We start from the raw sequence: 26,177 nt of genomic DNA, 5'->3' as shown, positions 1-26,177 counted from the left end.
TATTTTTTTGTTCCCATCTCAGGACCTTACAGGGGAGCGGGAGGAGTGACGTTCGACGAGCCGGGTATCGACCTTGATCTTCGCCTTGGCCCCGGGAGCCGATTCGATCGATTCGATGAGCAGCTCAACGGCCAGATGGGCCATGCGCTCTTTCTCCACATGCACCGTGGTCAGCTCCGGCGAGACGATCCGCGCTTCGGAGATATTGTCGAACCCGACCACCGAGACGTCCTCGGGCACCCGGTACCCGAGCTCGTTCAGCGTCTTGATGGCACTGATGGCGATGTAGTCGCATTCGCAGAAGAAGGCCTCCGGCAGGGAGTTCCCCGCATCCAGGTACGCGGCGAGCTGGCTCTTGAGCGATTCCTGGGAGGAGAGGATCGTCGGGGCGACGGAGAAGATCTCGTCTCCGGCGAACTCCATGCCTCTCTCCAGCAGGGCAAGCTCGAACCCGCGGCGCCGTTCATCAAAGTTGTGAATCCTCACATTGGACTCGATGTAGCCGACCGTACGGTGTCCCGCGGCGCAGAGATGGCTGCCCGCCTGGTAGGCCCCCATGACATTATTGATCTCCACAAAAGGAAGGGGCAGGGTGTCAAAGCACGTATCGAGCACCACCAGCGGCAGGGGCAGCTCCCCCGCGATGAAGGCCACCTGGGAGCGGTTCAGGTTCGTCCCGAGCAGGATGACGCCTTCGCTGCGCTTCTCCTCGGCAAGAGCCCGCAGCTCCCCGGCGGACGGTTCCGGCTCCATGGAGGAATAGATGAGCGAATAGCCGCGTGCTCTGCAGCGCTCCTCGATGAAATGAATCAGCTCCCGGAAGAAGGGCTGCTGATAATAGTCCTCGAGCACGATGCCGGCATTGGCCGCCGCCAGAAAGGTCAGTGTCCGGGGGCCTTGTGCCGAAACGGCTGCCTTGGATTTGTGCGCATACCCATGTTCGCTGGCGAGCTGCAGGATCCGCTCCCGCGTCCCCTCGCTGATGCCCGGCTTGCCGCTGAGCGCAAGCGATACAGCGGCCTTCGAGACGCCGGCCAGCCTGGCGATATCTTCCATTTTCACCGTACCGATCCCCATTTCTCTATATCGTTGAAGTAGTTTAGTAAGTTTAGTTTACACATCTCCTTTTGTTTATGCAAGAAATCCCGGGTTAAGAACTTAAAGTTTAGTTATTATAACTCAACAAAATACTAAAAGTTTAGAAAAATGCATTGACTATAAAGGATCGGCGTGCTAAATTCAAAGAAAATGCTGGAAAACTTCCTTTGTACTTCGTCATCCGGTTCCAGTATAGAGGGTATCATTCACAATAAGTTTAGTTTGTTAAGTAAACTCAATCATTCACTGGAGTGTGACTCATGAAAAAATTCAAATTGGGCTATGCGCCAACGCGCCGGTTCGTATTCAGTGCCGAAGATGCATTCAGGTACAAGGTAATGATCCGGGAGAAAATCGCCAGCTTCGGGATGGACATCGATATTGTGGATCTCGAGGGGCTGAACGCCGAAGGGCTGCTCTATGACGATCACCTGAACGCGGACCTGATCATCGACCGCTTCCGGCAGGAGAACGTGGACGCCGTCTTTTTCCCGCACTGCAACTTCGGGACGGAAGATACCGTGGCCCGTGTCGGCCGGGCCTTGGGGAAGCCGGTGCTGCTGTGGGGGCCGCGCGACGAATCGCCGCTCGAGGACGGGATGAGGCTCCGGGATACGCAGTGCGGCTTGTTCGCGACAGGCAAGGTGCTCCGCCGGTTCAACGTGCCGTTCTCTTATGTGACGAACAGCCGGGTGGATGACCCTGTGTTCGAGCGGGGCTTCACGAACTTCATCGGTGCCGCGAACGCCGTCCGCCACTTCCGTTCCCTGCGCATTCTGCAGATCGGTCCCCGTCCGTCTTCCTTCTGGACAATGATGTGCAATGAAGGGGAGCTGCTTGAGCGGTTCGGGATCGAGGTGCATCCGATCACGCTCGTGGACATCCAGCGGGCCTCGAAGCGGATCGAGAACGGGCAGAGCTCGGAGCTTGCTGAGGCTGTGGATTACATCAAGGAGAAGCTCGACTGGTCCGAGGTGAGCGAAGAGGATGTCCGGCGGATCGCCGCCCTGAAGGTGGCCATGAAGCAGTATGCGGTCTCGACAGGAAGTTCGGCCATCGCCATCCAGTGCTGGTCCTCCCTGCAGGACGCCATGGGCATTATGCCCTGTCTGGCGAATGCGATTCTGACGGATGAGCAGATTCCGGTTACCTGTGAGACCGATATCCACGGGGCCATCACCTCCGTCCTGGTGCAGTCCGCGGCGATGAACCGGCATCCGACCTTCTTCGCGGATCTGACGGTCCGCCATCCGGAGAATCCGAACGGGGAGCTGCTGTTCCACTGCGGGAACTTCCCGGTCTCGTTATCGGTGGAGGAGCGGCCGAAGCTGCGCCGGCACTTCCTGTTCGACGACCATGCGCCAGGCACGCATGAAGGGGAGATCCGGGGCGGCAGCATGACGCTGGCCCGCTTCGACGGGGATCATGGGGAGTACCAGCTGTTCCTGGGCAGAGCCCGCGGCATTCAGGGACCGTACACCCGGGGCTCCTACGTCTGGGTGGAAGTGAACGATTGGCCGCTGTGGGAAGAGAAGCTGGTACGGGGCCCGTATGTGCATCATTCGGTGGGCATCCATGCCAATGTCATCGCACCGCTGTATGAAGCCTGCCGGTATATCCCGGGGCTCGCGGCCGATCCGGTCGATCCGACCGAAAGCGAGATCCAGGCCTGGCTGCGCGGTGCGCAATGCTGAACGGGGAGAGGGGAACGCCAATGGAGACAGGTGCTTTGAAAAGGAAAGCGGCCCAGATCCGCATGGATCTGCTGCGCATGATTCACCGGGCCGGGACCGGGCATACCGGCGGCTCGCTCAGCAACACGGATATCCTCACGTCGCTCTACTACCGGGTGATGAAGATCGACCCGGCCAATCCGAAGTGGGCGGAGCGAGACCGCTTCATCGCCAGCAAGGGGCATGCGGTCGAATCCCTCTGGTGCATTCTGGCCGACCGCGGCTTCTTTCCGAAGGAGGAGCTCGAGACGTTCAGCCGGTTCGGCACCCGGCTGATCGGGCACCCGAACAACAAGGTGCCGGGGATCGAGATGAATACGGGCGCGCTCGGGCACGGGCTGGCGATCTCCGTAGGCATGGCGCTGGCCGCCAAGCGCGACGGACGGAGCTCCCGGGTGTTCTGCCTGATGGGCGACGGCGAGCAGGCCGAGGGCTCCGTGTGGGAAGCGGCCATGGCGGGCGCCCACTACCGGCTCGATAACCTCGTCGGCATCATCGACCGCAACCGGCTGCAGATCAGCGGGCCGACGGAGGACGTGATGGGGCTCGATCCGCTGGATGACAAATGGTCCGCCTTCGGCTGGCATGTCGTCCCCGTCGACGGCAATGACGTCGATGCGCTTGTGAACGTCTTCGAAGCAGCGCCTGAGGTATCGGGCAAGCCGACTCTGGTACTCGCCCATACGGTCAAGGGCAAAGGCGTGTCCTTCGCAGAGCATGTGCCCAAGTGGCATCATCATGTGCCGAATGACAAGGAGCTGGCGCTGGCACTGTCGGAGCTGTCGGCGGAGCTTGGCAGCCTGGAACAGATAAAGGGGGGGCAGGCATGATAGCAGAACGTATGGCCCATGGAATACCCAACCGGCAGGTGATCTGCGAGACGCTGCTCGGGCTGGCGAAGGAAGATCGGGATCTGATGGTGCTGGCAAGCGACTCCCGGGGGTCGGCGGCGATGGCGCCGTTCGCGTCCGCCTATCCCGAGCAGTTCGTCGAAGTGGGCATCGCGGAGCAGAATATCGTGGGGATTGCCGCAGGGCTGGCCCACAGCGGGAAGAAGCCCTGGGTGACTTCGCCGGCCTGCTTCCTCAGCATGCGCAGCATCGAACAGATCAAGGTGGACGTCGCTTATTCGGCGACGAACGTCAAGCTGGTCGGCATCAGCGGGGGCGTCAGCTACGGGGCGCTCGGCATGAGCCACCACTCCCTGCAGGATGTGGCGGTGGCGCGGGCCATTCCGGGGCTTACCGTCATCCTCCCGTCGGACCGGCATGAGACCCGGCGGATGACGGAGGCGCTGGTGCGCCATGAGGGTGGAGTCTATGTGCGCATCGGACGCAATCCGGTGGAGGACGTATACGATGACGATGAGGGTGAGTTCGTTATCGGCAGGGCCGTAACGATGAGAGAGGGAAGCGATCTGACGATCATCGCGGCAGGGGAGACGGTGCGCGTTGCCCTCGATGCGCAGGAGCTGCTGAAGGAAGCCGGAGTGTCGGCCCGCGTGCTCAACATGCATACGATCAAGCCGCTGGACGAAGAAGCCGTGGTGCGGGCCGCGCGGGAGACCGGCCTTATCATTACGGTCGAGGAGCACAGCATACATGGCGGGCTCGGTGCGGCCGTGGCGGAAGTGGTCGTGCAGCGTTGTCCCGTCCCGGTACGGATTCTGGGTATCCCGGACGAACCCGCCATCGCGGGCAAAAGCGCCGAGGTGTTCCGGCATTACGGGCTAAGCAAGGAGAACATCCGGGAGATTGCCATCCGGATGCTGGGCAGCGGGGAGGAGCGTCCATGGACCCGATCTTCCTTCTGACGATCGACCAGAGCACCTCGGGGACCAAGGCTCTGGTCATCGACCGCGCCGGACAGATCGTGGCCGGGAGCTCCGCAGGGCACAGGCAGCTGCAGCCTGAGCCGGGCTGGGTGGAGCATGATCCGATGGAGCTTTATGCTTCGGTGCTGCAGACAGCCCGGGCTGCGATGCAGAAGGCCGGTGCGGACCCTTCACAGCTGGCCGCCGTAACGATAACGAACCAGCGGGAAACCGCGGTGCTGTGGGACCGGGTATCCGGAGAACCGGTGTGCCCTGCCATTGTCTGGCAGTGCCGGCGGACGGCGGAGACCTGCCGGAAGCTGAAGGCCGCAGGCCACGAGGCGGCGGTCCGCGCCAAGACGGGCCTCCTGCTCGATCCGTATTTCTCCGCCTCCAAGTGGGGCTGGATGCTCGCCGAGATCCCGGAGGCGCAGCAGCTGCTGGGCGAAGGCCGGCTCCTGGCGGGCACGGTTGACTCCTGGCTGCTGTGGAAGCTGAGCGGAGGACAGGTGCATGCGACCGATGTCACGAATGCCAGCCGCACCTCCCTGTATGACATCCACAAGCTGCAGTGGGATGCGGAGCTATGCGCTCTCTTCGGCGTGCCTCCGGAGATTCTTCCCGAAGTCAAAGCTTCGGACGTGATCTACGGGTATACGAACGAGCCGAAGCTGTTCGACGCGCAGGTGCCGATCGCCGGACTCATCGGGGATTCCCAGGGCGCCCTGCTCGGCCAATGCTGCCTGGAGCCGGGGATGGCCAAGGCCACCTACGGCACGGGGACGTCCGTCCTTCTGAACGCCGGCGCCCAGCCGGTGGAGGCCGGCGGCGGCCTGGTGCTGACGCCGGCCTGGGCGCTGGGCGGGCGGGTTACGTATGCCCTTGAGGCGGTCATCCGGACCTCGGGCGACTGCATCAAGTGGGTAAGAGACAACCTAGGACTGTTCGGCAGCTTCAGCGAGATGGAGGGCCTGCTGGCCGAGGCGCCCGACTCCGAAGGCGTCTACCTCGTGCCGGCCTTCACCGGGCTGGGCGCTCCGCATTGGGAGCCCGGGGCGAGGGCGGCCGTGACGGGGATGACCCGGGGCACCGGCCGGGCGCACCTGATCCGTGCCGCCCTGGAGAGCATCGCCTACCAGGTCCGGGATGCGGCGGAGCTCCTCGCGGCGGAGTCCGGCATTGCGCTCAAGGCGCTGCATGCCGACGGTGGGGCCTCCGTGAACGGAGGGCTGATGCAGTTTCAGGCGGACCTGCTGGATCTGCCGGTGTTCCGGTCGGGGGCCGCGGAGCTCTCCGCCATGGGTTCCGCATACGCGGGCGGGCTAGCCGTCGGTTTTTGGAGCTCCCTGGATGAGATTGCTGCACTTGAGCGGGAAGGCCGGGTCTATGAGGCGGGGCTCGAGGCGGGGGAACGGGAGCGGAAGTACCGTGGCTGGCAAAGGGCGGTGGCCGCTGTACTGCACAGCAGCCGGGCGGAGCAGGAGGCGGTCGCCGGTGAGGTTGAACCCGGTGCCCCCGGCGGCATCCGGCTGAACCCGACGCACACCGGTTAATTGGACCTGCGCAGGAAGCCGGCCGCTCTTGTACGGATAGGGCGGATCTGCGAAGGTCATCTGTCATAGGTCCAGCCCGGGGGCTGGGCGGCTATGCGGAGAGAGACTTCACCAGATGTTGAGGTGGGGTCTCTTTGTGCTCAGCGGGGAAGGCGGCAGACATTCCTTTGGTGCAGTTGGTAACATCTGTGCTATAATATAAACCAGTAGAATGTAAACGCTTACTAAACTCGCGCTAAACCAAATTCTCCGTATACCAAAGGGGATTGCTGTCATGCCACTGGGACTTCTCGCCAAACGTATGCTGACAAACAAATCCATCAAACTCAGCTTTCTGCTGACGTTAGCGATCTCTGTGCTAATCTCATCGGTGAGCTTATTCATGTATCAGGATTACCGCAGCCGGATCGATAAGGAACTGAACCAGCCGATGGCCGAGCTTCTGCAGATCAACATGCATATGACGAACCGCGCATTCCGCAATTACGATAACATCGCGGTGCAGCTCTCTTTTCATCCTCTGGCGGTTGCTTATGTCGAAGCCTCTCTCCGGGACAAGAAGGAGGCTGGGGCGCGGCTGCTCTCTCATTTCAAGTCCTCAGCCTATGAAGAAGAGATCACTTCGGTCTATGTCGTCGACCTGGTCCATCGGCGCTACGCCTCTTCGGCTCCGGAGGGGGAACAGGATTTCAGCGGCAAGGCCGGCCATACCTGGATCCCCTGGGCGACGGCGATGGATACCGAACCGCTGCTGATCAAACGCAGGACGGCGGGGGACGATGAGGTGCAATCCCCGGCGCAGAGTGAACTGATCTCCCTGTACAGGCCCATCCGCTCCGGAGACAAGCTCATCGGCCTCGTCATCTTGAATATCGATTACGACCGGTTATTCACCTCCATCCATACCCAGCTGAACGCGCCACTGTATATTTATAATCTCGAGGGGGAACAGATTTATCCCAAGCGGAGCCTGCCTGGAGCAGAGGAGCACATGAGGCAGGTGGTGGAAGAGCTGAATATTCAGCCTTTTACCGAGGTGGAGCTGGACAAGCAGCTTTATTTGGCCAACCAGACGTTCTCCGATATGACGGGCTGGCGCTGGGTCTCGTTCATTTCATTGGAAGATCTTCTCAAGCATGCCAAGCTCGTCCGCAATATCATCATCTCGCTCTCCCTGCTCTCCATTCTGATTGGCTGCGCGGCCCTGTGGTATTACCGCCGCACCGCGTTCCGTCCGCTGAACCGAATCCGCGGGTTACTGGGGCAGAAGGAGAAGTCAGGGGAGCCGGACGATCTGCACCAAGTGGAGCAGTACCTTCAAAGCCTGCTGAAAGACTACGATGCGACTTCCGCGATCTCCCGGCAAAGCCTGCCGGAGCTCCGGTCCAAGTTTGTTGAAGATGTCCTGTTCCGCCGGATTGGAGCCTCGGAAATTCAATATAAATGGCGCAGCTATTTTCAGGATTGGTCCGAGGCGCCGATCACGGCGGCGGTCGTGTCGATCAACCGCTACAAGGCATGGTCGGCTGAGTTCACGGAAGAGGACCAGCTGCTGCTGAAGTATGCGTTATCCAATCTGGTGCATGAGGTATTGAATCCGCAGTGGCACTCTATCCACACCTCGCTGGATAAAGAGAATATGCTGGTCATTCTGCAGCCCCGGGGGGGCCCGCCCGCGTATCCGGACCCATGCCCTCTTTTCGACCGTATGATCGAGATGTCCCGTCATTATCTGCGCCTGCAGCTCTCCATCGGTCTCGGGCCGCAGGCTGCTTCCATCGCGGAGCTTCATCATTCCTTCGCGGGAGCCAAGAGTTCTCTCACCCGGCGGCTGTATGAAGGTTACGGCACGACCCTCAGCATCCAGGCGCACGATCATCTCCCTGGATTTACCCGGCAGGAGGCCGAGAAGTGGGAGCGGGAGTGGCTGGGCTCCGTGGAATCGGGGGATGCCGAGGCCGTCACGCGCAGCATACGGGAGTGGTCCCAATCGGTACGTCATCTGTGCCCCTCCCCCGAGTCGGTGTATGCGTTCGCTGACCGGTGGGTTGGGAAGCTGGTCGAGGTGACAGAGCTTCATGGGCTCGCCAGGGTTCACGACCTGGAGGATTACACAGCGCATCAGCTGAACATGATGGATCTCGAGGATACGACCGCATTGCTTCTTAACCTGTCCCAGGCGACAGCTGAGGGGATACGCAGCCGGATGAACAGGAAGGAGCATTCCACCGTACAGCAGATCATTCAATTGATGGAGGAAGAGTTGAGCGGGAACATCGGCCTCCAGCAGATCGCTGACTCGATCCGCATGAGCACTTCGTCGGTCAGCAGCCTGTTCAAGCAGCAAACCGGGTGCTCGGTTTACGAATATTTGACCCGTCTTCGGATCGACCGGGCCTGCCGCTTATTGATGGAAACGGACCGCAAAGTAGGCGACATCGCACCGCTCGTAGGGTACCAGAACGAAACGAGCTTTATTCGAAGCTTCCGCAAGGTCAAAGGAATGACGCCCGGCAAATACCGGGAGGTCAGCAGAACGAACGGTGCTTAGGGCCTGTCCCGACATGCCATGAATCTGGCTGGGGCGGGCCTTTTTGCGTCCCTTGAAATATAAGAATGTATAGATCTCGCCAGGGCTCGATCCTGCTGGGGGGCAAGCTGTCTACGAAAATAGAGGAAGTACGGTGCGTTATGCCCACTTTTCAACGGGTTCCCCCAGGAATAAAGGAACTCAAATGCGCTATGGTCGGAATGAGCCCCGTTTCCAGACCCTTTTTCCCATATAAGGCATCTGAGTTCCGCTATTTGTTGGGAAATACCGGGAAATAAGCCGATAAGGCATCCTGGTTCCGTTATTGCAAAAACGATCGTTCCGTCGGACCTGTCGAATCGATCGCTCACCGGAGGCTGAACGGCATATCATCCGGCTCGAACTGCAGGACGCGGATCACGGACTCCTGAGGCCAATAGCGGATCAGCTCCCTCTGCAGCGGCAGCTGAAGCCTTCCGCCCGGCAGGTGTACTCCGGCACCTCCCTCTATCCCCGTAGGCCTGCCGTGAGATAGGGATCCTGTCAGGCCAGGTTGGAGATCAGCCGGCCCGCCGCCTCCCGGCGGTCCTGCGTTATCTTGGCCGCAGGCGGAAGCCGGCTGGGAGTATGCCTAACGGACAGCCGGTTTGCAGATCGGCCAGAATGCGGCGGTGCTGGCGGAACTGCATATGCCGTGCCGAAACGTCAATTGCCTGTTGGACCAACACGGCTTTAGAATGAGCATGCAGCGAAACGATCGCCAAGCGAATCCCATACAGGAATGGAGAGGATGGACATGTCCAAGAAGAGGAGCAGGAGCCTGCTGATGTCCCTGACGGTCGTACTGGGGATGACGGTGCTTACGGGATGCGGCGGTGCAACGGCCAAGACGTCGGGGGCCCGAGCAGGGAAATCGGCGGATTTTCCCAACAAACCCATTTCTCTTATCGTGCCGTTTGCAGCGGGCGGGGGAACCGACACGACGGCCAGAGCATTGGCCAAAGCGGCGGAGAAGGTGTTTAAGCAGCCGGTCACGGTCGTTAACAAGACCGGAGGCGGGGGATCGGTAGGGATGACCGAAGGCTCGAATGCGAAGAGTGACGGCTACACGGTCACGGTGGTGACAGTTGAGCTCACGACGCTGCCGCACCTCGGGCTGTCCCCGATCACTTATCAGAACTTCAAGCCGGTCGGCATGATGAATTATGAGCCGGCAGCGATCACGGTGCGTGCGGACAGCCCCTGGCAGACCATGAAGGACTTCCTGGATTATGCCAAGGCGAATCCGGGGAAGGTCCGGCTCGGGAATTCCGGCACAGGCGCGATCTGGCATCTGGCTGCCGCCGCACTCGAGAAGGAAACCGGAACGAAGTTCAATCACATTCCGTTCGAAGGGGCTGCGCCGGCCATTACGGCCCTGCTTGGCGGGCATGTGGATGCCGTACCGGTCAGCCCTCCGGAGGTGAAGAGCCAAGTGGAGTCAGGCAAGCTTCGCTCGCTCGCTGTTCTTGACGATAAACCGGCGGAAGTGCTCCCGGGAGTCAAGACCTTGAAGGAGGAGACGGGCATCGCATTCGACTATATCGGCACATGGAGAGGACTCGGCGTGCCCAAGGATACCCCGGATGAGATTGTGCAAGCGCTGTCCGAAGGCTTCTTGAAGGGGATGGAGGACGAGGAGTTCAAGGCATTCATGAAGAAGAACGGACTGACCATCGTCTCCAAGGACAGCAGCAGCTTCGGACAGTATGTGAAGGAGAATGACGAGAGATTCGGCAAGCTGATTCCGGAACTCGGCCTGTCCAAAAAATAAGGATCTTGCTTGGAGGCTGTCACGTATGAGAATACACGGCAATTTGGGATTCATGCTGTCCCTGCTCTTTACCGCCGGATCGGGGATCCTGTTCCTGCAGTCCTGGGAGCTGGATTACTACACGGAATTGGGTCCCGGGCCGGGCCTGTTCCCGAGGTGGCTCAGCGGAGCGCTCCTGGTTGTGTCTGTTCTGTATATGATCGGCTCGCTTCGGCAGCCTGTCCTCTGGTCGGCCGTCATGCCCCAAGGCAGAGACCTTCGCAGCGTGGCCATGGTGCTTGCTTCCGCGGCCTTGTTCGTGGCTCTTCTCTCCATGGCGGGATTTGTGCTGGCGGGAGGGGTAACCATGACGCTGCTGCTCGCCCGCTCCTATCCGTGGCTTCGGGCGTCGGCGATCGCGTTGTCCGTCAATGTGCTGATCTATTACGCCTTCAGCGGGTGGCTGGACGTTCCCCTGCCGAGCGGTCAACTCTGGGAATGGGTGGGGTGAGGTCGGGATGCCGGATTGGGATGCGATTGCGCAGGGCTTTGCAACCGCTTTAAACGGGTGGAACCTGCTGTACTGCTTCATAGGCGTAACGATCGGGATGCTGGTTGGTGTGCTCCCCGGACTGGGGCCGACCACCGGAGTGGCGGTGCTGCTCCCCATTACCTTCGGTATGGAGCCGGTCTCCGCGATTATTATGCTGTGCGGCATTTACTACGGGGCGATGTATGGGGGGACGATCACCTCGGTCCTGATTAACACTCCCGGGGAAGCGGCCTCGGTTATCACCTGCCTGGATGGAAGCCCGCTCGCCAAGCAGGGGCGGCCGGGGCGGCACTGGGCATTGCCGGCCTCGGTTCCTTTATCGGAGGAACGATATCGATTCTCGGCCTGATGCTCATCGGTCCGCCGCTGGCCGAATGGGCGCTGCATTTCGGCCCTCCCGAATTCTTTGCGTTGATGGTGCTGGGGTTGTCCACCGTCATCGGGCTGATGGGCAAATCGGTCGTCCGCGGGCTGGTCTCCGCCTTCCTCGGATTGAATCTGGCGATGATCGGCATCGATCCCATGTCCGGTACGGTCCGGTTTACGATGGACACGCCGCAGCTCATGAACGGGATAGATTTTGTCATCGTGGCCATGGGATTGTTCGGCTTGTCGGAGATCCTGCTCGGGATGGAGAAGATGTCCTCCGCCGGAAAGCCCCCGAAGCTCCAGGGAATGCTTCCCCGCAGGGAGGAATGGAAACCTAACATGAAAGCGATCGGGAGAGGAACGGTGCTGGGCTTTGTGATCGGACTGATTCCCGGAACCAATTCCGTGATCCCGGCGCTCTTGTCCTATTCGCTCGAGAAGCGGCTCGCGAAGGATCCGTCCCGCTTCGGGCAAGGCGCGCTGGAGGGGGTGGCGGGCCCTGAAACGGCGAACAATTCGTACTGCGGCGGAGCGCTGATCCCGCTCTTCACGCTGGGCATCCCCAGCTCACCGACGATAGCTATCATTCTGGGCGCTTTTATGATGCACGGGCTGACACCGGGGCCGGCCCTGTTCGAGCAGAACCCTGTGTTTATCTGGGGGGTGGTGGCCAGCATGTTCATCGGCAATGCCGTCCTGCTCGTGATGAACCTGCCGATGGCAGGCTGGTGGGCCCGCATTGCGATGATTCCGCCCAAGCTGCTGTACCCGCTGATCCTGGTCATCTCCATTGTCGGGGCTTATACAGCGAACAACAGCCTGTTCGATGTAGGGACGATGATCGTCTTCGGAATCCTGGGTTATTTGATGAAGAAGGCGGATATTCCCATGGCACCTATCGTGCTCACCTTTGTTCTTGGTAAAATGCTGGAAAGCTCGCTGCTTCAATCGCTGAGGCTCTTGGACGGCTCGTTCCTGAATCTGTTCCTCCGTCCGATCGCCGGGCCCATCCTGAGTCTGGCCGTCTTGGTTCTTGTCTTCGGCATGGCTTCCGGTCTCAGGAAGAGGAGCGGAGGGCTTGCCGCCGATGTGGAAATGTAACCGCTGACTGACGAAACAACGGATGAAAAAAACAAAACAAGGAGAGATAACCGTATGAAAATCGTTCTCACAGACAAAGTAGCCTTGGTGACAGGAGCGAGCTCCGGCATTGGGGCAAGCATCGCCCTGATGCTCGCAGAAGCTGGAGCCAAGGTAGCCGTGAACTATAACACCAGCAGGGAGAAGGCGGAGGAGGTTGCCGGTAGCATTGCGCAGATGGGGGGGACGGCGCGGATCTATCAGGGGGATGTGACTTCAACCGGACAGATCGAGGCCCTTGTGAACAGAATTGGGTCGGAGCTTGGAACCGTCGACATTCTGGTTAACAACGCCGGACATATGCTGGAGCGGCAGAGCAGCGCGGAGATGACCGAATCGCTCTACGAGCGGGTCATGGATCTCAATCTGAAAAGCACCGTATTCATGTCCAAGGCGGTGCTGCCCGGCATGATCGCCAAGGGGAGCGGACATATCGTGAACATGTCCTCCGTTGCCGCGCACAACGGGGGAGGGCCGGGGGCCAGCATCTATGCGGCAAGCAAGGCCGCTGTGATCGCTTACACCAAAGGGCTGGCCAAAGAAGCGGCGCCCCATGGAATTAACGTCAACTGCGTATCGCCCGGCTTTATCGGGAACACCCGGTTCCACGCCCAGCTGACCACCCCGGAAGCGCAGCAGGCGGCGATTGCCGGAACACCGTTGAAGCGGCAGGGCGAGCCCTCGGATGTGGCGGGCGCCGTGCTGTTCCTGGTATCCGGCTTGTCAGGCTTCATCACGGGGGAGACGATTGAGATTAACGGCGGTGCGTTCATGCGCTAGGCGGCGCAGTCAGCCTAATGGGGAGCGGAGGAGTCTATATGGATAAAGGAACCGTGATGGAGGCCGTCAGGACAACGGGAATCATAGCGATACTCCGCGGGGTGCCGGTGGATGCCGTCGTCCCTGCGGCAGAGGCGCTGTATGCCGGAGGGATCAGGGCCCTCGAGGTGACGGGCAATACACCAGGCTGCCTGGAAAGTATCCGCAGGCTGCGGGCCAACCTTGGCCGCCGCATGCTGATCGGTGCGGGGACGGTAGTGAATCTCGCGATGGCCCAGCTGGTCCTGGATGCCGGAGCCCAGTTCGTGCTTGCGCCGGACCTGAATCCGGCTGTGGTGGCGGCGGTGCACGAGCAGCGCAAGCTGATCATTCCGGGCGTGGCGACCCCAAGCGAGATACTGCAGGCCTGCCGGCTGGGCGTGGACATGCTCAAGCTCTTTCCCGCAGGCGCTCTGGGCGTGAGGTATTTGAAGGAGCTGGGCGGGCCGCTGGACGGCCTCCGGATCATTCCGGTCGGCGGAGTGGATCTGGGCAATACGAAGGCATTCGCAGAAGCCGGTGCAGCCGCAGTAGGTGTCGGGGGCGCGCTGGTCGACAGTTCGGCTGTCGCCTCAGGACAATATGAGGTGCTGACCGAACGGGCTGCAGCGTTCGCTGCAGCCTTCCGCGAAGGGCGGCCGCAGCCGGCCGCCTCCCCGTCTTGCTAAGAGCCGGGCGGTCACAGAAAGCGTCATGAACTTCCGCAGAGCCCTTCCTGCTTCGAACCTGAAGCGGGGAGGGTTCTTTGGCGTGATGATGGGAATCCGGACGGATTGGGTCAAGAGGGGAAGAACATGCCCGTATCCCCCCATTGTTATATGACCGGTGTCGTTTTACGATGAAGAAACTTGGAAGTGAGGAAACTTGGAAGAGAAAAAGCCTAATCATAAGGAGAGAACCTATGACTTACAGACAGATTCCGGATACGCTGCTGCTCGAGGAACGCGCAGGCCATGCCCTGCACGCGATGGTCGGTATGGCCGACCGCGATTTCGGGTATGTGCCTTTTTTCAGTGCCAACCTGATGACGGAACCGCCTTATATGACCCATGGCGATTGGGATTACGGGTCCTCGCACGGACGCATGGTGGATGGGATGCTGCTCGCCCGGCATATGTCGGGGGAGACGTTCGGGGAGGATGTAGAGGCGCGGTATAGGGCGAATCTGCTTTCCTTCTTCAAGGAGGACGGCCTGAGCTACCGGCAGATCAATCCGAAGGGCCACTGGGAGCCGAACGCCAACCTGATCGACCAGCGCGCCGTCATCCTGTCCCTGACCACCTGGCTGATGGCTACAGGGGACCCCCAGGTCAAGGAAGCGGCTGATAAGCATGTCGCGGCCCTGAAGCGGATCGCCGTCAAGGAACGCGACGTCTGGTACTACCCCGCCTCCGAGTACAAGGAAGGGGGCTGGCCTTCGGCCAACGGGGTGCAGCTGCGGCTGGCTCCCGACCCCGCCGCCTTCTGCGGCCGGCTGGTCATGCCGCTGCTCAAGTATCACGAGCTGACGGGCAGCCAGGATGCGCTCGAGCTGTGCCGCTACTTTAGCGAGCTGATCATTCACCGCAGCGGCGTGTTCAACAAGGACGGCAGCTTCAACGATGCGCTCGCTTACCGCAGCGGCCACTTTCATACCCGGCTGGGCACGCTCGATGCCATCGCCCGGTTTGGCGCCTTCACCGGAGACGCCGCTATGATCGCCTGGGTACAGAAGTGCTACGATTGGGCGCTGACGAAGTGTACCGCCTTCGGCTGGACGCCGGGAGACCTGCACGAGCAGGCATATGAGCATGAGACATGCTCCCTGGTCGATCTGATCTCTACCGGCCTTACGCTGGCCAAGAGCGGGTATGTGCAGTATTGGGGCACCGTGGAGCGGTTCCTCCGCAACCACCTCACCGAATCGCAGCTTCTCGATCTCAGCTGGGTGAAGTCAGGAGGGGAGACGCCGGAGAATATCCACGGCTGGCAGACCTATGACAGCGTGGCGGAACGCACGCGGGGCTCGTTCGCCGGCTATTCGGCGCCGAATGACTTCTGCTGCGACGTCAACGAAGGCCGCGGACACACCAGCGATCTGCAGCTGTGCTGCCTCGGGTCAGGCACCCGGGGGCTGTTCATGGGGTGGAGCCATATCGTGACGGAGCACCAGGGGACGGTCAGCGTGAACCTGCTGCTCAGCCGGGGCTCGCAGTGGCTCGATGTCAGCAGCTATCTCCCCCACGAAGGCAAGGTCGTACTGGAAGTGAACCGCGATATTGCGCACCTGCAGGTGAGAATCCCCGAATGGGCCGGCTTTACCAAGATCCGCTTCACGCGGGAGCTCGAGGGCGCGGCCACGGAGGGCAGCGGAAGCGAGCCGAGCCGCTGGCTGAACCGGCACTTCCTCCAGCTCGGTCCTGCACGGGCCGGCGAACGCATTACCGTAACCTTCCCGCTCTCGATGCGCCGGACGATCGAGACGGCGATGAACCAGACCTTCGAAGCGCAGTGGCGCGGAGACGATGTCGTCGATCTGACACCGAGAGGGACGAAGCATCCGCTCTACAGCGGACGTCAGGTATTCGACCGGGCGCCGATGCGCGAAGGGCAGTACCGCCGTCCCGAGAAGGAATGGGTGTGGTAAGGGTATGGGTGTGATGACGGTGAAAGCAAGAGGAAGAGAAGGATGGTAAGGATGACGAGCAGGCGTGCGGGGTGTAGAAGAGGCATAAGTTCGTTAGAGAGCGGAGAATACGGATGGACCCGGAACGCCCGGAGACGGGCCGTGGCGATGGTACGGCGGGGGATAAGAGAAATCCGTACCGCCGAAGAACTGCCGAAAAGGAGGGATGGGCATGCTGGATGAGCGGGTGACAGCGGTGTACCTGGTCGAAACCCCGTACACCCTTGAACGTGCCGCAGAAGTGATCGCGGGGGAGCAGTCCACCGGCACCTTCACGGCGGTGCCTGGGGAGACTGCCTCTCTCAAAGAAAGGCACGGGGCCGCCATCGTATCGGTGGAAGCGCTGGAGGAGACGGATACCCCGTCTCTGCCCGGCACGAAGGTGCCCCGCGGGCATGACGGGAAGTACAGGCGGGGCCTCATCAAGGTGAGCTATCCGCTGCTGAATTTCGGACCTTCCCTGCCGAACCTGATGTCGGCCGTCGCAGGCAATCTCTTCGAGCTGCAGGAGCTCTCGGGCCTGCGCCTGGTGGACCTGGAGCTGCCGGAAGCTTTTGCGGCCGCCTATCCGGGGCCGAAGTTCGGCGTGGAAGGAACCCGGCGGCTGACCGGGGTCTACGGCCGGCCGGTGATCGGAACGATCGTGAAGCCGAGCGTCGGGCTCTCGATGGAGCAGCTCGGCAGCCTTGTCCGGGAGATGGCGCTTGCGGGGGTCGATTTTATCAAAGACGACGAGCTGAACGCGAATCCCCCTTACGCTCCGCTGAAGGACAAAGTGAAGGCGGTCATGGCCGAGGTCGAGCGGGCCGCCGATGAGACGGGGCGCCGGGTGATGTATGCGTTCAACATTACCGGGGACATCGATGAGCTCCGGAGAAACCACGATCTGGTGGTCGAGGCCGGCGGGAACTGCGTGATGGTCAGCATCAACAGCATCGGAGTGGCCGGTCTGTCCTGGCTGAACCGCTACAGCCAGGTGCCGATCCATGCGCACCGCAACGGATGGGGGATGATGACCCGCTCCCCGCTGCTCGGGATGGAGTTCACGGTATACCAGAAGCTGTGCCGGCTTGCGGGGGCCGACCATCTGCATGTGAACGGACTCGGGAGCAAGTTCTATGAGAGCGACGAATCCGTCGTGCGCTCGATCCGGGCGTGCAGGCAGCCGCTGTTCGGCGGTTACGGGACCATGCCGGTGGTCTCGTCCGGTCAATGGGCGGGTACAGCCGGGATCACGTATGAGCAGGCGGGGACTACCGATCTGATGCACCTTGCCGGAGGCGGCATCCTGGCCCACCCGGACGGCCCGGCCGCCGGCGTCGAGAGCATGAAGCAGGGATGGGAAGCCGCCGTCAAGGCGGTTGCGGCAGAGGAATATGCCGTGACGCATGGAGCGCTCCGCAGGGCGATCGAGCGGTTCGGAGCGGTGGAGGGCCGCAGAGCATGAGGGAGGCAGCTGGCGAACGCACACCGCTCCTCTGCTACTATGGCGATGACTTCACCGGCTCTACGGATGTGCTGGAAGCGCTCTCGTCTGCAGGCCTCCATACGGTGCTGTGCCTGGAGGCACCGGATGTCGAATGGATCCGCTCCCGGTTTCCCGATGCCGAGTGCATCGGTGTGGCCGGGGTCAGCCGGTCCATGAGTCCCCAGGAGATGGAGTCGGAGCTGTATCCGATCTTGGGCAAGCTGAAGGAGCTTCGCCCGAGGCTGATGCATTACAAGGTATGCTCCACCTTCGATTCTTCCCCGGAAGCGGGGAGCATCGGCAGAGCGATCGAGATCGGCAGGTCGGTATTCCCGGCGGGACGGTATGTTCCGTTGCTGGCGGGAGTGCCGGCGCTGGGCCGGTACACGGTGTTCGGCCATCACTTCGCAAGGGGGGCAGGCGGCAGCGGAGTGTACCGGCTGGACCGGCATCCCACCATGTCCCGCCATCCGGTGACGCCGATGGATGAAGCGGACCTGAGGGTGCATCTGGGCCGGCAGACGCGCCTTCCGGCCGCGCTGATGGACATCCTCGCACTGGAAGGCCCCTTCCCGGAAGTGGAGCGGCAGATGGAGAAGCTGCTCCGCCAGGGCCCCGGCATCGTGCTGTTCGATGCCCTGGATGAGGGCAGGCTGGCCGCTGCAGGACGGCTGATCTGGGAAGAGGCCGGAAGGACCGGCGGCGAAGCCCTGTTTGCTGCCGGGTCGTCGGGCATCGAATATGCGCTGACGGGGTATCTGCGGGCATCCGGCCGGTTGCCGGAGCCGCCGCCCGGTTCCGGCGGCTCCCTTGGCCGGGCGGAGCCGCTGCTCGTTGTCTCTGGCAGCTGCTCGCCCGTGACCGGAACGCAGATCGCCGCGGCCTTGGCGTCCGGCTTCGCGGGCATTCGCGTTCCGGTACCCGCGCTGCTGGGTCCGGACGGCGGGGAGCAGGCGGCCCGCGATCTGCTGGCGGCTTCCTTGGCATGCCTGCGGGAAGGCCGTAGCCTCGTGCTGTATACGGCCGACGGTCCGGAGGATCCGGCCGTTAAGGAAGCGGAGGCGCTGGCGGCCGCCGGCGGGATGGCTCCGGCCGAGTGGAGACGCCTGCTCGGCGTGCGTCTCGGCGCTTTGGCCAGGGAGCTGGTCCTGGCGCACGGCTTGAAGCGCCTGGTCGTAGCCGGCGGGGATACGTCCGGCTATGTGACCCGGGGACTTGGCATCAGCGCGCTGGAATGGCTGGCGTCCGCAGCCCCCGGCGCCCCGGTGTGCCGGGCGCACAGCGAAGATTCGCGCCTCGACGGACTGCAGCTGATCCTCAAGGGGGGACAGATGGGGGGCGAAGGCTTTTTGGCGGATGTGCTCCAAGGAAGACAGATGAAGATCAACGCGCATCTCAGTAAGGAGGGAAGACGCTAATGTACCCAACAGGCACAACCGGGGTTCACGAAACGAAAACGGCGGACGGCCCGGCGGACGACCGGATCAAAGATTGGAGCGATCCGCAGATGCTCGGACGCGGCGGGGAGCGGCCTCATGCGCTCTCCGTTCCGTATGCCGATGAAGAATCTGCGCTGCGCGGGGAGCGGGAGAACTCCTCCTATGTGCTGCCCCTGAACGGGGTGTGGCGCTTTTATTATGCGGAGAGTCCGCAGGAAGCTCCGGCAGCCTGCGAGCTGGCGGAATATGACGACACGCAGTGGGCGGACCTCCCCGTTCCGTCGAACTGGCAGCTTCACGGCTATGGGACTCCGCTCTATTCCAGCTGTCCGTATCCGTTCCCCGTCGACCCGCCGCATGTACCGAAGCGCAACCCGACCGGGATCTACCGCCGCCGCTTCCGGCAGCCTGAAGACTGGAGCGGACGAAGGACACTGCTCGTTTTCGAAGGGGTGGACGCCGCGTTCCATTTGTATGTGAACGGGGAGCAGGCAGGCTACGGCCAGGGAAGCCATTATCCTCACGAGTTCGACATCACCCCTTATCTGCGCGCCGGTGAAAATACCATCGCCGTCCGCGTCTATCAGTGGTGTGCGGGAAGCTATCTGGAGGATCAGGACAAATGGCGGCTCAGCGGCATCTTCCGGGACGTGTACCTGGTGTCCGCTCCTGCGGCCGGGCTCCGGGACGCTGCGGTGCAGGCGGTACCCACCGGCAGCGGCGGAGGACAGCTGACGGTGGACGTGACGGCCGCCCGCCGCTCCGCCGGACCCGAATCCGGCTTCACGGTGCAGCTGAAGCTGATGGATGAAGCAGGGGAACCCATCCACGAATCCCAGTTGAGCGATGCCCCCCTGAACCCGCAGCCCGGAGAGGAAGATGAGCTGCGGACGGTTATCTCCTTGTCCGGGGTGCGAAGCTGGACGGCGGAGACGCCCGTCCTGTACACCTTACTGCTGACGACACGGGATGCGGCCGGTACGGTGCAGGAGGTGCGCAGCGTGCCGGTCGGCTTCCGTGACATTGCCGTGCGGGAAGGGAAGCTGCTGGTGAACGGTGCGCCGGTGATTCTGAAGGGCGTGAACCGCAACGAGTTCGATCCCGACCGGGGCTTCGCGGTGACCTATGAGTCGATGGTCCGCGATATCGAGCTGATGAAGCAGCACAACATCAATACGGTGCGCACCTCGCATTATCCGAACGACCCGCGGTGGCTCGACCTGTGCGACCGTTACGGACTCTACGTGATCGACGAAGCCGATCTCGAGACCCACGGCTTCGTGCTCGCCGGAGGCAATGAGAGCCGCCTCTCGGAGGATCCCGAGTGGAGAGCTCCTTATCTGGACCGCATCATCCGGCTCGTCGAACGGGATAAGAACCATCCGTCGGTGATCGTCTGGTCGCTCGGCAATGAGTCGGGTTACGGATGCAATCACGATGCGATGGCCGAGTGGGTGCGGGGCAGGGACTCTTCGCGCCCGATCCATTATGAGCGGGCTTATGAAGCGCCGGTGGTCGATATCGTCAGCTCCATGTACCCATCAGTGGAGATGCTCGAGGAGGAGGGGAAGAAGGAGGATGCGCGTCCGTACCTTATGGTGGAATTCGGGCATGCGATGGGCAATGCGCTGGGGAACCAAAAAGAATACTGGGATACGGTTCACCGGTACCCGAGGCTGCTCGGCGGCCTGATCTGGGAGTGGTGCGACATGGGACTCCGGCGGAAGGAGGATGGGGGACAGCCGTCCTACACCTATGGAGGGGACTATGGCGATGAGCCGCACAGCGGCCACTTTTGCATCGACGGCCTGGTATTCCCCGACCGGACGGTGAAACCGGCTCTCATCGAATACAAGAAGGCGATCGAGCCGGTATCGGTCACTGGGTTGGAGCTGGAGAGCGGACTGGTGCAGGTGGCGAACCGTTACAGCTTCCTGGACCTGTCGCATTTGCGTGCGGAGTGGACGCTGTACTGCGATGGCGACGCGGTGGAGAGCGGTGAGCTTACGGAGCTGGCCGTGCCGCCGGGGGAAGAACGCACGGTCCGCATTCCTTATCGCAACGGGCCCCAGAACAGCGGCGGCGAATATTGGCTGCGGGTCCGCTTCGTCCTGCGGGCGGGCACACGGTGGGCACCCGCGGGGCATGAGGTCGCCTGGACGGATCTGCCGCTGCAGAGGAAGATTACTGCGGGGATGGATGCCGCTGTTTCCGATCAGCTGCCTGCACTGAAGACGACGCTGGAAGGCACGTCCTTAACCGTTATTGGCAGCAGCTTCCACGCAACCTTTGGGATAGACACGGGGCAGTTGACCGGGTGGGTCAGCCAGGGGACCCGGCTGCTGCAGGAGGGGCCGGTCATCCGGCTGTGGCGCGCGCCGGTCGACAACGATGTCCACCTGGCGAAGGAGTGGCGCAAAGCGAAGTACGATAAGCTGACGGCCGAGGTCCGGAGCGTGGATTACCGGACGGCGGCTAGGAACCATGCCGTACAGGTCCGCGTGCGGGAGGTGATCGGAGCGAAGGGAGAGGCCGTGGCCTTCACGGCGGAGCGGATCTATACCTTGTATGGGAGCGGCGACCTGACGCTGGATATCAAGCTGTCGCCTGCCCGGGAAGAGCTGCCGCCGCTGCCGCGGTATGGGGTGCTCTTGACGGTGCCGGAGGAGTTTGACCGGATGGCCTGGTTCGGCCGGGGGCCCCACGAATGCTATCCCGACCGCAAAGAGAGCGGGAAGCTCGGCATGTACGCCGGCTCCATAGCGGAGCAGTTCGTTCCCTATATCAAGCCGCAGGAGAACGGGAACAAGGCCGATGTCCGGTGGGCAGCGGTAACGGATTCCACGGGAGCCGGGCTGCTGATCGCCGGGATGCCGCTCGTCGATGTGACGGTGCATGGAGTGGCGCCGCAGGTGCTGACAGCAGCCAAGCACCGGGAAGATCTCGTGCGGGCGGACCGGACCTTCGTCTATATCGACAGCGGGCAGAGCGGGCTCGGCAATCACAGCTGCGGATATGCTCCGACGCTCGACGCTTATCTGCTGCCGGCCGGGGAAGAACGGAGACTGCGCTTCCGGCTGAAGCCGCTCGCTGCAGGCCAGTCACCGATGCTCGCCTCCAAGGGGGAACCGGAAGCTATCGTTTGGGAGGACTAAGTAAGGGGCCGGGAGCGGGCGGAAATGCGGAGTTTCGGCTTGTGAAGAGGGACAGGAAACGATTGGGGTACAAAAGAGAGGCGGGTACAGCATGGAGGAACTGAAGCGAAGGTTCGCGGAAGGGGATCCCCGGTTCGGGCCGGTGCCCTTCTGGTGGTGGAGCGGCGAGACGGTCACCGAGGAACGGATCGTCTGGCAGATGAGCCAATTCCGAAGAGGGGGACTGCGCAATATCGGGATCATCAACCTGGCCCCGACCGGGCCGCAGTACGGGTGCGCCGCCGACAGTCCCCCGTATGCCAGTGAGGCCTGGTGGCGGCTGTTCGCTGTGGTGCTGCGAGAAGCGAAGCGGCTCGGGATGTACGTCTGGTTCTACGACCAGATCGGCTTCTCCGGGGCGAATATGCTCGCGCGGATCGTAGCCGAGAAGCCGGCGTATGCCGGTTATCAGCTGCGCAGAGCCGGAAGGGGCGAGCCGCTGCCGGAGGGCTCGCTGATCCTGCACGAGGACGTAGAGAGGGAGACGGTGTATGCGGCTGTGCGGCAGGGCTTCAACTGGCTGGATCCCGCAGCGTCGGCCGAGCTCCGGGCCAGGGTGCACGGCGAGATGGAGCGGCGGTTCCCGGAAGAGCTCGGCCGCACGATTGCCGGCAGCTTCCAGGATGAGCTGCCGCCGCTGCCCTTGTGGACGGCGGAGCTGGATGCCCGGTACCGCGAACGCTATGGGACGGAACTGGGCCCGCTGCTGCCGGCCTTGTTCGACCCGGTGCCGGATGCCGCCGCCATCCGGCGGAGGGTGTACCGCCTGGCTGCCGAGCTTGCCGAGCAGTCCTGGTTCATTCCGCTTGGCGAGTGGCACCGGAGCCGCGGCATGCTCATCGGCTGCGATCAGGCCGGTCCGGCCCGCCGGGGCGATCCGAACGGCGCGCAGCGGCTGTACCTGGACTACTTCCGTACGCACCGATGGTACAACGCGCCGGGGGCGGACATGGACGGGGAGATCAAGCCCCACTCGTCCATGGCCCACCTCCACGGCGGCTCCAGGGTGTGGCTCGAAGGATTCCATACCAGCGGGTGGGGAGGGACGCTCGAGGAGACGATGCACTGGCTCCTCCCCTGGTTCCAGGCGGGAGCGACCCTGTACAGCCCGCACTCGGTATATTACAGCACCCGGGGCGGCTGGTGGGAATGGGCTCCTCCGGATACCGGCTGGCGGCAGCCGTACTTTGAGCATTATGCGGTCTTCGCCGATACGGTCAGCCGGGTGTGCGCTCTGCTGAGCGAGGGCGCTCATGTATGCGATATCGCGGTGCATTATCCGTCCTACGCGGTGAGCGGGTACCTGTCGCTCAGCGATGGCGGCGCCACGGAGCATCCCATGGGCGTGGCCAACCGGGAGCCGAACGACAAGGTGGCCCACCTGCAGCGGGTGTACCGGGAGCTGGCCTCCGGCTGGAACCGCCGGGATCAGGCGAACCCCGGGGCGCTGCGCAGGGCGCACCTGGACTTCGATATCGCAGACGACTCCGCGCTGGCCAAAGCGGTTCCGCACGGCAGGCAGCTGCGGATCGCGGAGGAGTCGTTCTCGGTGCTCCTGCTGTGCGGCACGACCGAGATGGACGAAGAGGCGCGTACACGCGTGGAAGCCTGGACCCGGCAGGGGGGACTTGTCGTGGGGGTCAGCGTGCCGCCGGAGGAACAAACCCTCGCAGGCGCCCTCTATGTGGACCGTGCGGAGGAGGCGCTGACGCTCATCGGCCCCTGGCTGCCGAGGCGGGTGGAGGGGCCCGGGGCGTCGCTGCACCGCCGGACGGCGGAAGCCGACATTTTCCTGCTGCTGCCGCAGGATGGAGAGCTGCTCGGCATGCACGAGCCGGCCAGAGAGGACCGGCCGGGCCCCGGGAAGGCGCTGTACCGGCTGTATACGGACCGGGTGCCCGAGCTCTGGGATCCGGTGACCGGACGTACCGAGCCGCTGTCCTTCCGGCGGGAAGGCGGGTGTGTCCAGGTGGAGCTCGCGTTCGAGTCCTGGCCGGCCGCGCTGGTCGTCTGTACGAACCAGGCGGAGCAGCCAAAAGGGCAGCGCGGGGAAACGGAAGCCGTTTCGGCTGCGGCAGAGGCGGATGACGGCGTATCGTCTTACCGGCAGTTGGCCGCCGCTCTGGAAGCCCCTGCGCAGCACCCTGCTCCTGAGGCGTCTTCGGAGAAGGGGGATGAGACGGCAGAGGCCCCGTATCCCCTCCGGGTGGAGAATTGGCGGGTCAGCGCCGTGCCCACGCTCGACAACCGCTACGGTGATTTTGACCTGCATGGGCCGGAGCGGGGGCTGCTGCCGGTCGAGCGCAGGATGGTCCGTGTGAAGACGGAGCAGTCCGGTGAAGGTGAAGGGTGGCAGAGCCCGGCATGGGATGATTCCTGGTGGACTGAGCACCTGTGGAGCGAGGCCGCCTACTTCCGGCTCTGCCGGGGAGAGCGCTTCGTGGAAAGCGAATCGGTTCCGGTGGTGTACAGCGAGACCTTCGGCGACCTGTCGGTCCGTCCCTGGGCGGGGCGGATGGGCCGGGTGCCGCGCCGGTTTCTGAACCTGGGCAAGGCGGTCCCGGGAGAAACGGTATGGGCCCGGACCTATGTGACGGCACCGGCAGAGGGAATGTATTGGCTGCGGGTGGAGAGTAACACGGAGCTGGCCGGCACGGTGAACGGAGAGGCCATTCGATGGGAGGGCGGCCCGGAAGAGCAGACGGCACAGCTTTGGCTGAAGGAAGGGCCGAACGAGCTGCTGCTGTGTGCACAGCCCTTGGGCAAGGGAGCGATGCGTGCATCGGTGGAAGTGAGCCCGGAAGCCCGTCCGCCGCTGCCGAAGTGGCTGTACAGCCGGCACCCGAACCCGGATTCCCGCCTCACGTGCCGGCTGTTTGCGCCGCCGGGAGAGCTGCCTATGCGGGTCCGCATGGTCTTCGCCGCAAGAGGGCGTGCGGCGCTGCTCGTGAACGGGGTGAAGGTCACCGAGCACGGGGACTATAACCCGTATATCCGGCAGGGGCAAGAGGAAGTGGACGTTACCGCACTGTGGCGCGAGGGAGAGAATGAGATCGCACTCGAGCTGCCGGAAGGCAAAGGCGAAGTATTCATCGACGGAGCGGCCGAGTATGCGGGAGGGGCGTTCCGGCCCTTCTTCACGGGGCCGGATTGGCGGGATGAAACCGGGGCAGAGCCCGGCATCTATCATGCTTCGGTGCTGCAGTACGCGGAGACGGAGTCGCTCTGGCTGACGCCGAGATCGCATCCGCTGCCGGACGTCGGATGGCTGATGCCGGAGAGCGTGCCTCAGCCCGCTCCGCTCCCACTCCTGGCCGATCCGCAGGAGATCGGGCGGCCGGTCTGGCTGCGCTTCCCCCTCCCGGCGGGGGCTCATGCCATGACGCTCGACTGCGCGGGAGAATTCCGCGTGTGGGTGGACGGCAGGGAAGCGGAAGTGAACGGAGACCGGGCCGGGTTCCCTGCACAGCGGGCCGGCGCTATGGCTGCCATCCGGGTCATCCCCGAAGGGACGAAGACCGGGGCGGCCGTCCTGCGGAGCCCGATCCGCTTTGAGACCGCACAGGTCCCCGGCGGACTTGGGGACTGGAGGACCGAGCTTCATCTGCCTCATCACAGCGGGGCCGTCGAGTACGAAGCGGAGCTTGACGCTGCGCAGGAGCTTCCGGCAGGACGGATTGACCTGGGCCACGTGAGAGGCACGGCCGAGGTGTGGCTGGACGGCCGGCCGCTCGGCGTCCGCCTCTGGAAGCCGTACCGCTTCCGGCTTGGGGAGCCGCTGGCCGCCGGCACGCACAAGCTGCGCGTCCGTATCACAAGCACGCTGGGCGCGCACTATGAGATCGGCCGGCCGACACTCCTTGCCGGCGGCAGCCCGGAGATGACGTACTGGAGCAAGGGGAGAACGGAAGAAGAGGCCTGGCAGCCTTGGTTCGCCTCCGCCGGACTGTACGGCCCGGTGGCGGTGACAGCAGAGCCATGATCCGCCCGATGAGCCGGGCCGGGGGTGCA

15 protein-coding genes and 1 pseudogene are annotated in these 26,177 nt (G+C 62.9%); 15 read left to right on the top strand and 1 reads right to left on the bottom strand.

Annotated elements, in window-relative coordinates; genetic code table 11:
• Positions 1–18 precede the first annotated feature (18 nt).
• The gene (locus PM3016_RS20665) at positions 19–1,077 is read right to left on the bottom strand and encodes a LacI family DNA-binding transcriptional regulator (RefSeq protein ID WP_014651572.1); all 1,059 of its coding nucleotides are present in this window, start codon (positions 1,075–1,077) and stop codon (positions 19–21) included.
• 281 nt (positions 1,078–1,358) lie between these two features.
• On the opposite strand from PM3016_RS20665, the gene PM3016_RS20660 reads away from it, so the two are divergent.
• From PM3016_RS20660 to PM3016_RS20590, 15 genes and pseudogenes are all read left to right on the top strand, one after another.
• Positions 1,359–2,792, top strand: a complete 1,434-nt coding sequence (locus PM3016_RS20660; RefSeq protein ID WP_013918463.1) for an L-fucose/L-arabinose isomerase family protein — start codon at positions 1,359–1,361, stop codon at positions 2,790–2,792.
• A gap of 20 nt (positions 2,793–2,812) precedes the next feature.
• Positions 2,813–3,661 (top strand): transketolase, encoded by an 849-nt coding sequence (locus tag PM3016_RS20655; protein ID WP_014370793.1) that lies wholly within the window; start codon positions 2,813–2,815, stop codon positions 3,659–3,661.
• 11 nt (positions 3,662–3,672) lie between these two features.
• A complete protein-coding gene (locus PM3016_RS20650; protein WP_014651570.1) occupies positions 3,673–4,644 on the top strand; it encodes a transketolase family protein in 972 nt (323 codons plus the stop codon).
• Positions 4,623–6,197: an FGGY family carbohydrate kinase gene (locus PM3016_RS20645; RefSeq protein ID WP_014370791.1), complete on the top strand. Its 1,575-nt coding sequence runs from the start codon at positions 4,623–4,625 to the stop codon at positions 6,195–6,197. The genes PM3016_RS20650 and PM3016_RS20645 overlap by 22 nt, the downstream gene beginning before the upstream one ends.
• A gap of 274 nt (positions 6,198–6,471) precedes the next feature.
• Entirely contained in the window at positions 6,472–8,748 is a 2,277-nt protein-coding gene (locus tag PM3016_RS20640; protein ID WP_014370790.1) for a helix-turn-helix domain-containing protein, read from the top strand.
• 775 nt (positions 8,749–9,523) lie between these two features.
• Positions 9,524–10,540 carry a tripartite tricarboxylate transporter substrate binding protein gene (locus PM3016_RS20635; protein WP_014651568.1) on the top strand — a complete coding sequence of 339 codons (1,017 nt, stop codon included), beginning with the start codon at positions 9,524–9,526 and terminating at the stop codon, positions 10,538–10,540.
• A 25-nt stretch (positions 10,541–10,565) separates the two neighbouring features.
• Positions 10,566–11,030, top strand: a complete 465-nt coding sequence (locus PM3016_RS20630) for a tripartite tricarboxylate transporter TctB family protein (RefSeq protein ID WP_014370788.1) — start codon at positions 10,566–10,568, stop codon at positions 11,028–11,030.
• Positions 11,031–11,037: 7 nt separating this feature from the next.
• Positions 11,038–12,542: pseudogene (locus tag PM3016_RS20625) on the top strand (tripartite tricarboxylate transporter permease).
• 54 nt (positions 12,543–12,596) lie between these two features.
• Complete coding sequence (locus PM3016_RS20620; protein WP_013918455.1) at positions 12,597–13,361, top strand: SDR family NAD(P)-dependent oxidoreductase; 765 nt, start codon at positions 12,597–12,599, stop codon at positions 13,359–13,361.
• A 38-nt stretch (positions 13,362–13,399) separates the two neighbouring features.
• A complete protein-coding gene (locus PM3016_RS20615) occupies positions 13,400–14,068 on the top strand; it encodes a bifunctional 4-hydroxy-2-oxoglutarate aldolase/2-dehydro-3-deoxy-phosphogluconate aldolase (protein WP_014370787.1) in 669 nt (222 codons plus the stop codon).
• A 233-nt stretch (positions 14,069–14,301) separates the two neighbouring features.
• Positions 14,302–16,026: a glycoside hydrolase family protein gene (locus PM3016_RS20610; protein ID WP_014370786.1), complete on the top strand. Its 1,725-nt coding sequence runs from the start codon at positions 14,302–14,304 to the stop codon at positions 16,024–16,026.
• Positions 16,027–16,237: 211 nt separating this feature from the next.
• A complete protein-coding gene (locus tag PM3016_RS20605; protein ID WP_013918451.1) occupies positions 16,238–17,512 on the top strand; it encodes a ribulose-bisphosphate carboxylase large subunit family protein in 1,275 nt (424 codons plus the stop codon).
• The gene (locus PM3016_RS20600; RefSeq protein ID WP_014370785.1) at positions 17,509–18,951 is read left to right on the top strand and encodes a four-carbon acid sugar kinase family protein; all 1,443 of its coding nucleotides are present in this window, start codon (positions 17,509–17,511) and stop codon (positions 18,949–18,951) included. The genes PM3016_RS20605 and PM3016_RS20600 overlap by 4 nt, the downstream gene beginning before the upstream one ends.
• Positions 18,951–22,127: a glycoside hydrolase family 2 TIM barrel-domain containing protein gene (locus PM3016_RS20595; RefSeq protein ID WP_014370784.1), complete on the top strand. Its 3,177-nt coding sequence runs from the start codon at positions 18,951–18,953 to the stop codon at positions 22,125–22,127. Before PM3016_RS20600 ends, PM3016_RS20595 begins: the two co-directional genes overlap by 1 nt.
• A 91-nt stretch (positions 22,128–22,218) precedes the next feature.
• Entirely contained in the window at positions 22,219–26,148 is a 3,930-nt protein-coding gene (locus PM3016_RS20590) for a hypothetical protein (RefSeq protein ID WP_014370783.1), read from the top strand.
• Positions 26,149–26,177 lie beyond the last annotated feature (29 nt).

The sequence above is a fragment of the Paenibacillus mucilaginosus 3016 genome (assembly GCF_000250655.1).
GTDB lineage: Bacteria > Bacillota > Bacilli > Paenibacillales > NBRC-103111 > Paenibacillus_G > Paenibacillus_G mucilaginosus.
The sequence above is the reverse complement of the archived record's forward strand: the minus strand, read 5'-3'. Positions and strand labels throughout refer to the sequence as shown.

Excerpts from the sequence above, each read along its gene's own strand:
- PM3016_RS20665 (WP_014651572.1), bottom strand. The coding sequence starts at position 1,077 with ATGGGGATCGGTACGGTGAAAATGGAAGATATCGCCAGGCTGGCCGGC.
- PM3016_RS20660 (WP_013918463.1), top strand. The coding sequence starts at position 1,359 with ATGAAAAAATTCAAATTGGGCTATGCGCCAACGCGCCGGTTCGTATTC.
- PM3016_RS20655 (WP_014370793.1), top strand. The coding sequence starts at position 2,813 with ATGGAGACAGGTGCTTTGAAAAGGAAAGCGGCCCAGATCCGCATGGAT.
- PM3016_RS20650 (WP_014651570.1), top strand. The coding sequence starts at position 3,673 with ATGGCCCATGGAATACCCAACCGGCAGGTGATCTGCGAGACGCTGCTC.
- PM3016_RS20645 (WP_014370791.1), top strand. The coding sequence starts at position 4,623 with ATGGACCCGATCTTCCTTCTGACGATCGACCAGAGCACCTCGGGGACC.
- PM3016_RS20640 (WP_014370790.1), top strand. The coding sequence starts at position 6,472 with ATGCCACTGGGACTTCTCGCCAAACGTATGCTGACAAACAAATCCATC.
- PM3016_RS20635 (WP_014651568.1), top strand. The coding sequence starts at position 9,524 with ATGTCCAAGAAGAGGAGCAGGAGCCTGCTGATGTCCCTGACGGTCGTA.
- PM3016_RS20630 (WP_014370788.1), top strand. The coding sequence starts at position 10,566 with ATGAGAATACACGGCAATTTGGGATTCATGCTGTCCCTGCTCTTTACC.
- PM3016_RS20620 (WP_013918455.1), top strand. The coding sequence starts at position 12,597 with ATGAAAATCGTTCTCACAGACAAAGTAGCCTTGGTGACAGGAGCGAGC.
- PM3016_RS20615 (WP_014370787.1), top strand. The coding sequence starts at position 13,400 with ATGGATAAAGGAACCGTGATGGAGGCCGTCAGGACAACGGGAATCATA.
- PM3016_RS20610 (WP_014370786.1), top strand. The coding sequence starts at position 14,302 with ATGACTTACAGACAGATTCCGGATACGCTGCTGCTCGAGGAACGCGCA.
- PM3016_RS20605 (WP_013918451.1), top strand. The coding sequence starts at position 16,238 with ATGCTGGATGAGCGGGTGACAGCGGTGTACCTGGTCGAAACCCCGTAC.
- PM3016_RS20600 (WP_014370785.1), top strand. The coding sequence starts at position 17,509 with ATGAGGGAGGCAGCTGGCGAACGCACACCGCTCCTCTGCTACTATGGC.
- PM3016_RS20595 (WP_014370784.1), top strand. The coding sequence starts at position 18,951 with ATGTACCCAACAGGCACAACCGGGGTTCACGAAACGAAAACGGCGGAC.
- PM3016_RS20590 (WP_014370783.1), top strand. The coding sequence starts at position 22,219 with ATGGAGGAACTGAAGCGAAGGTTCGCGGAAGGGGATCCCCGGTTCGGG.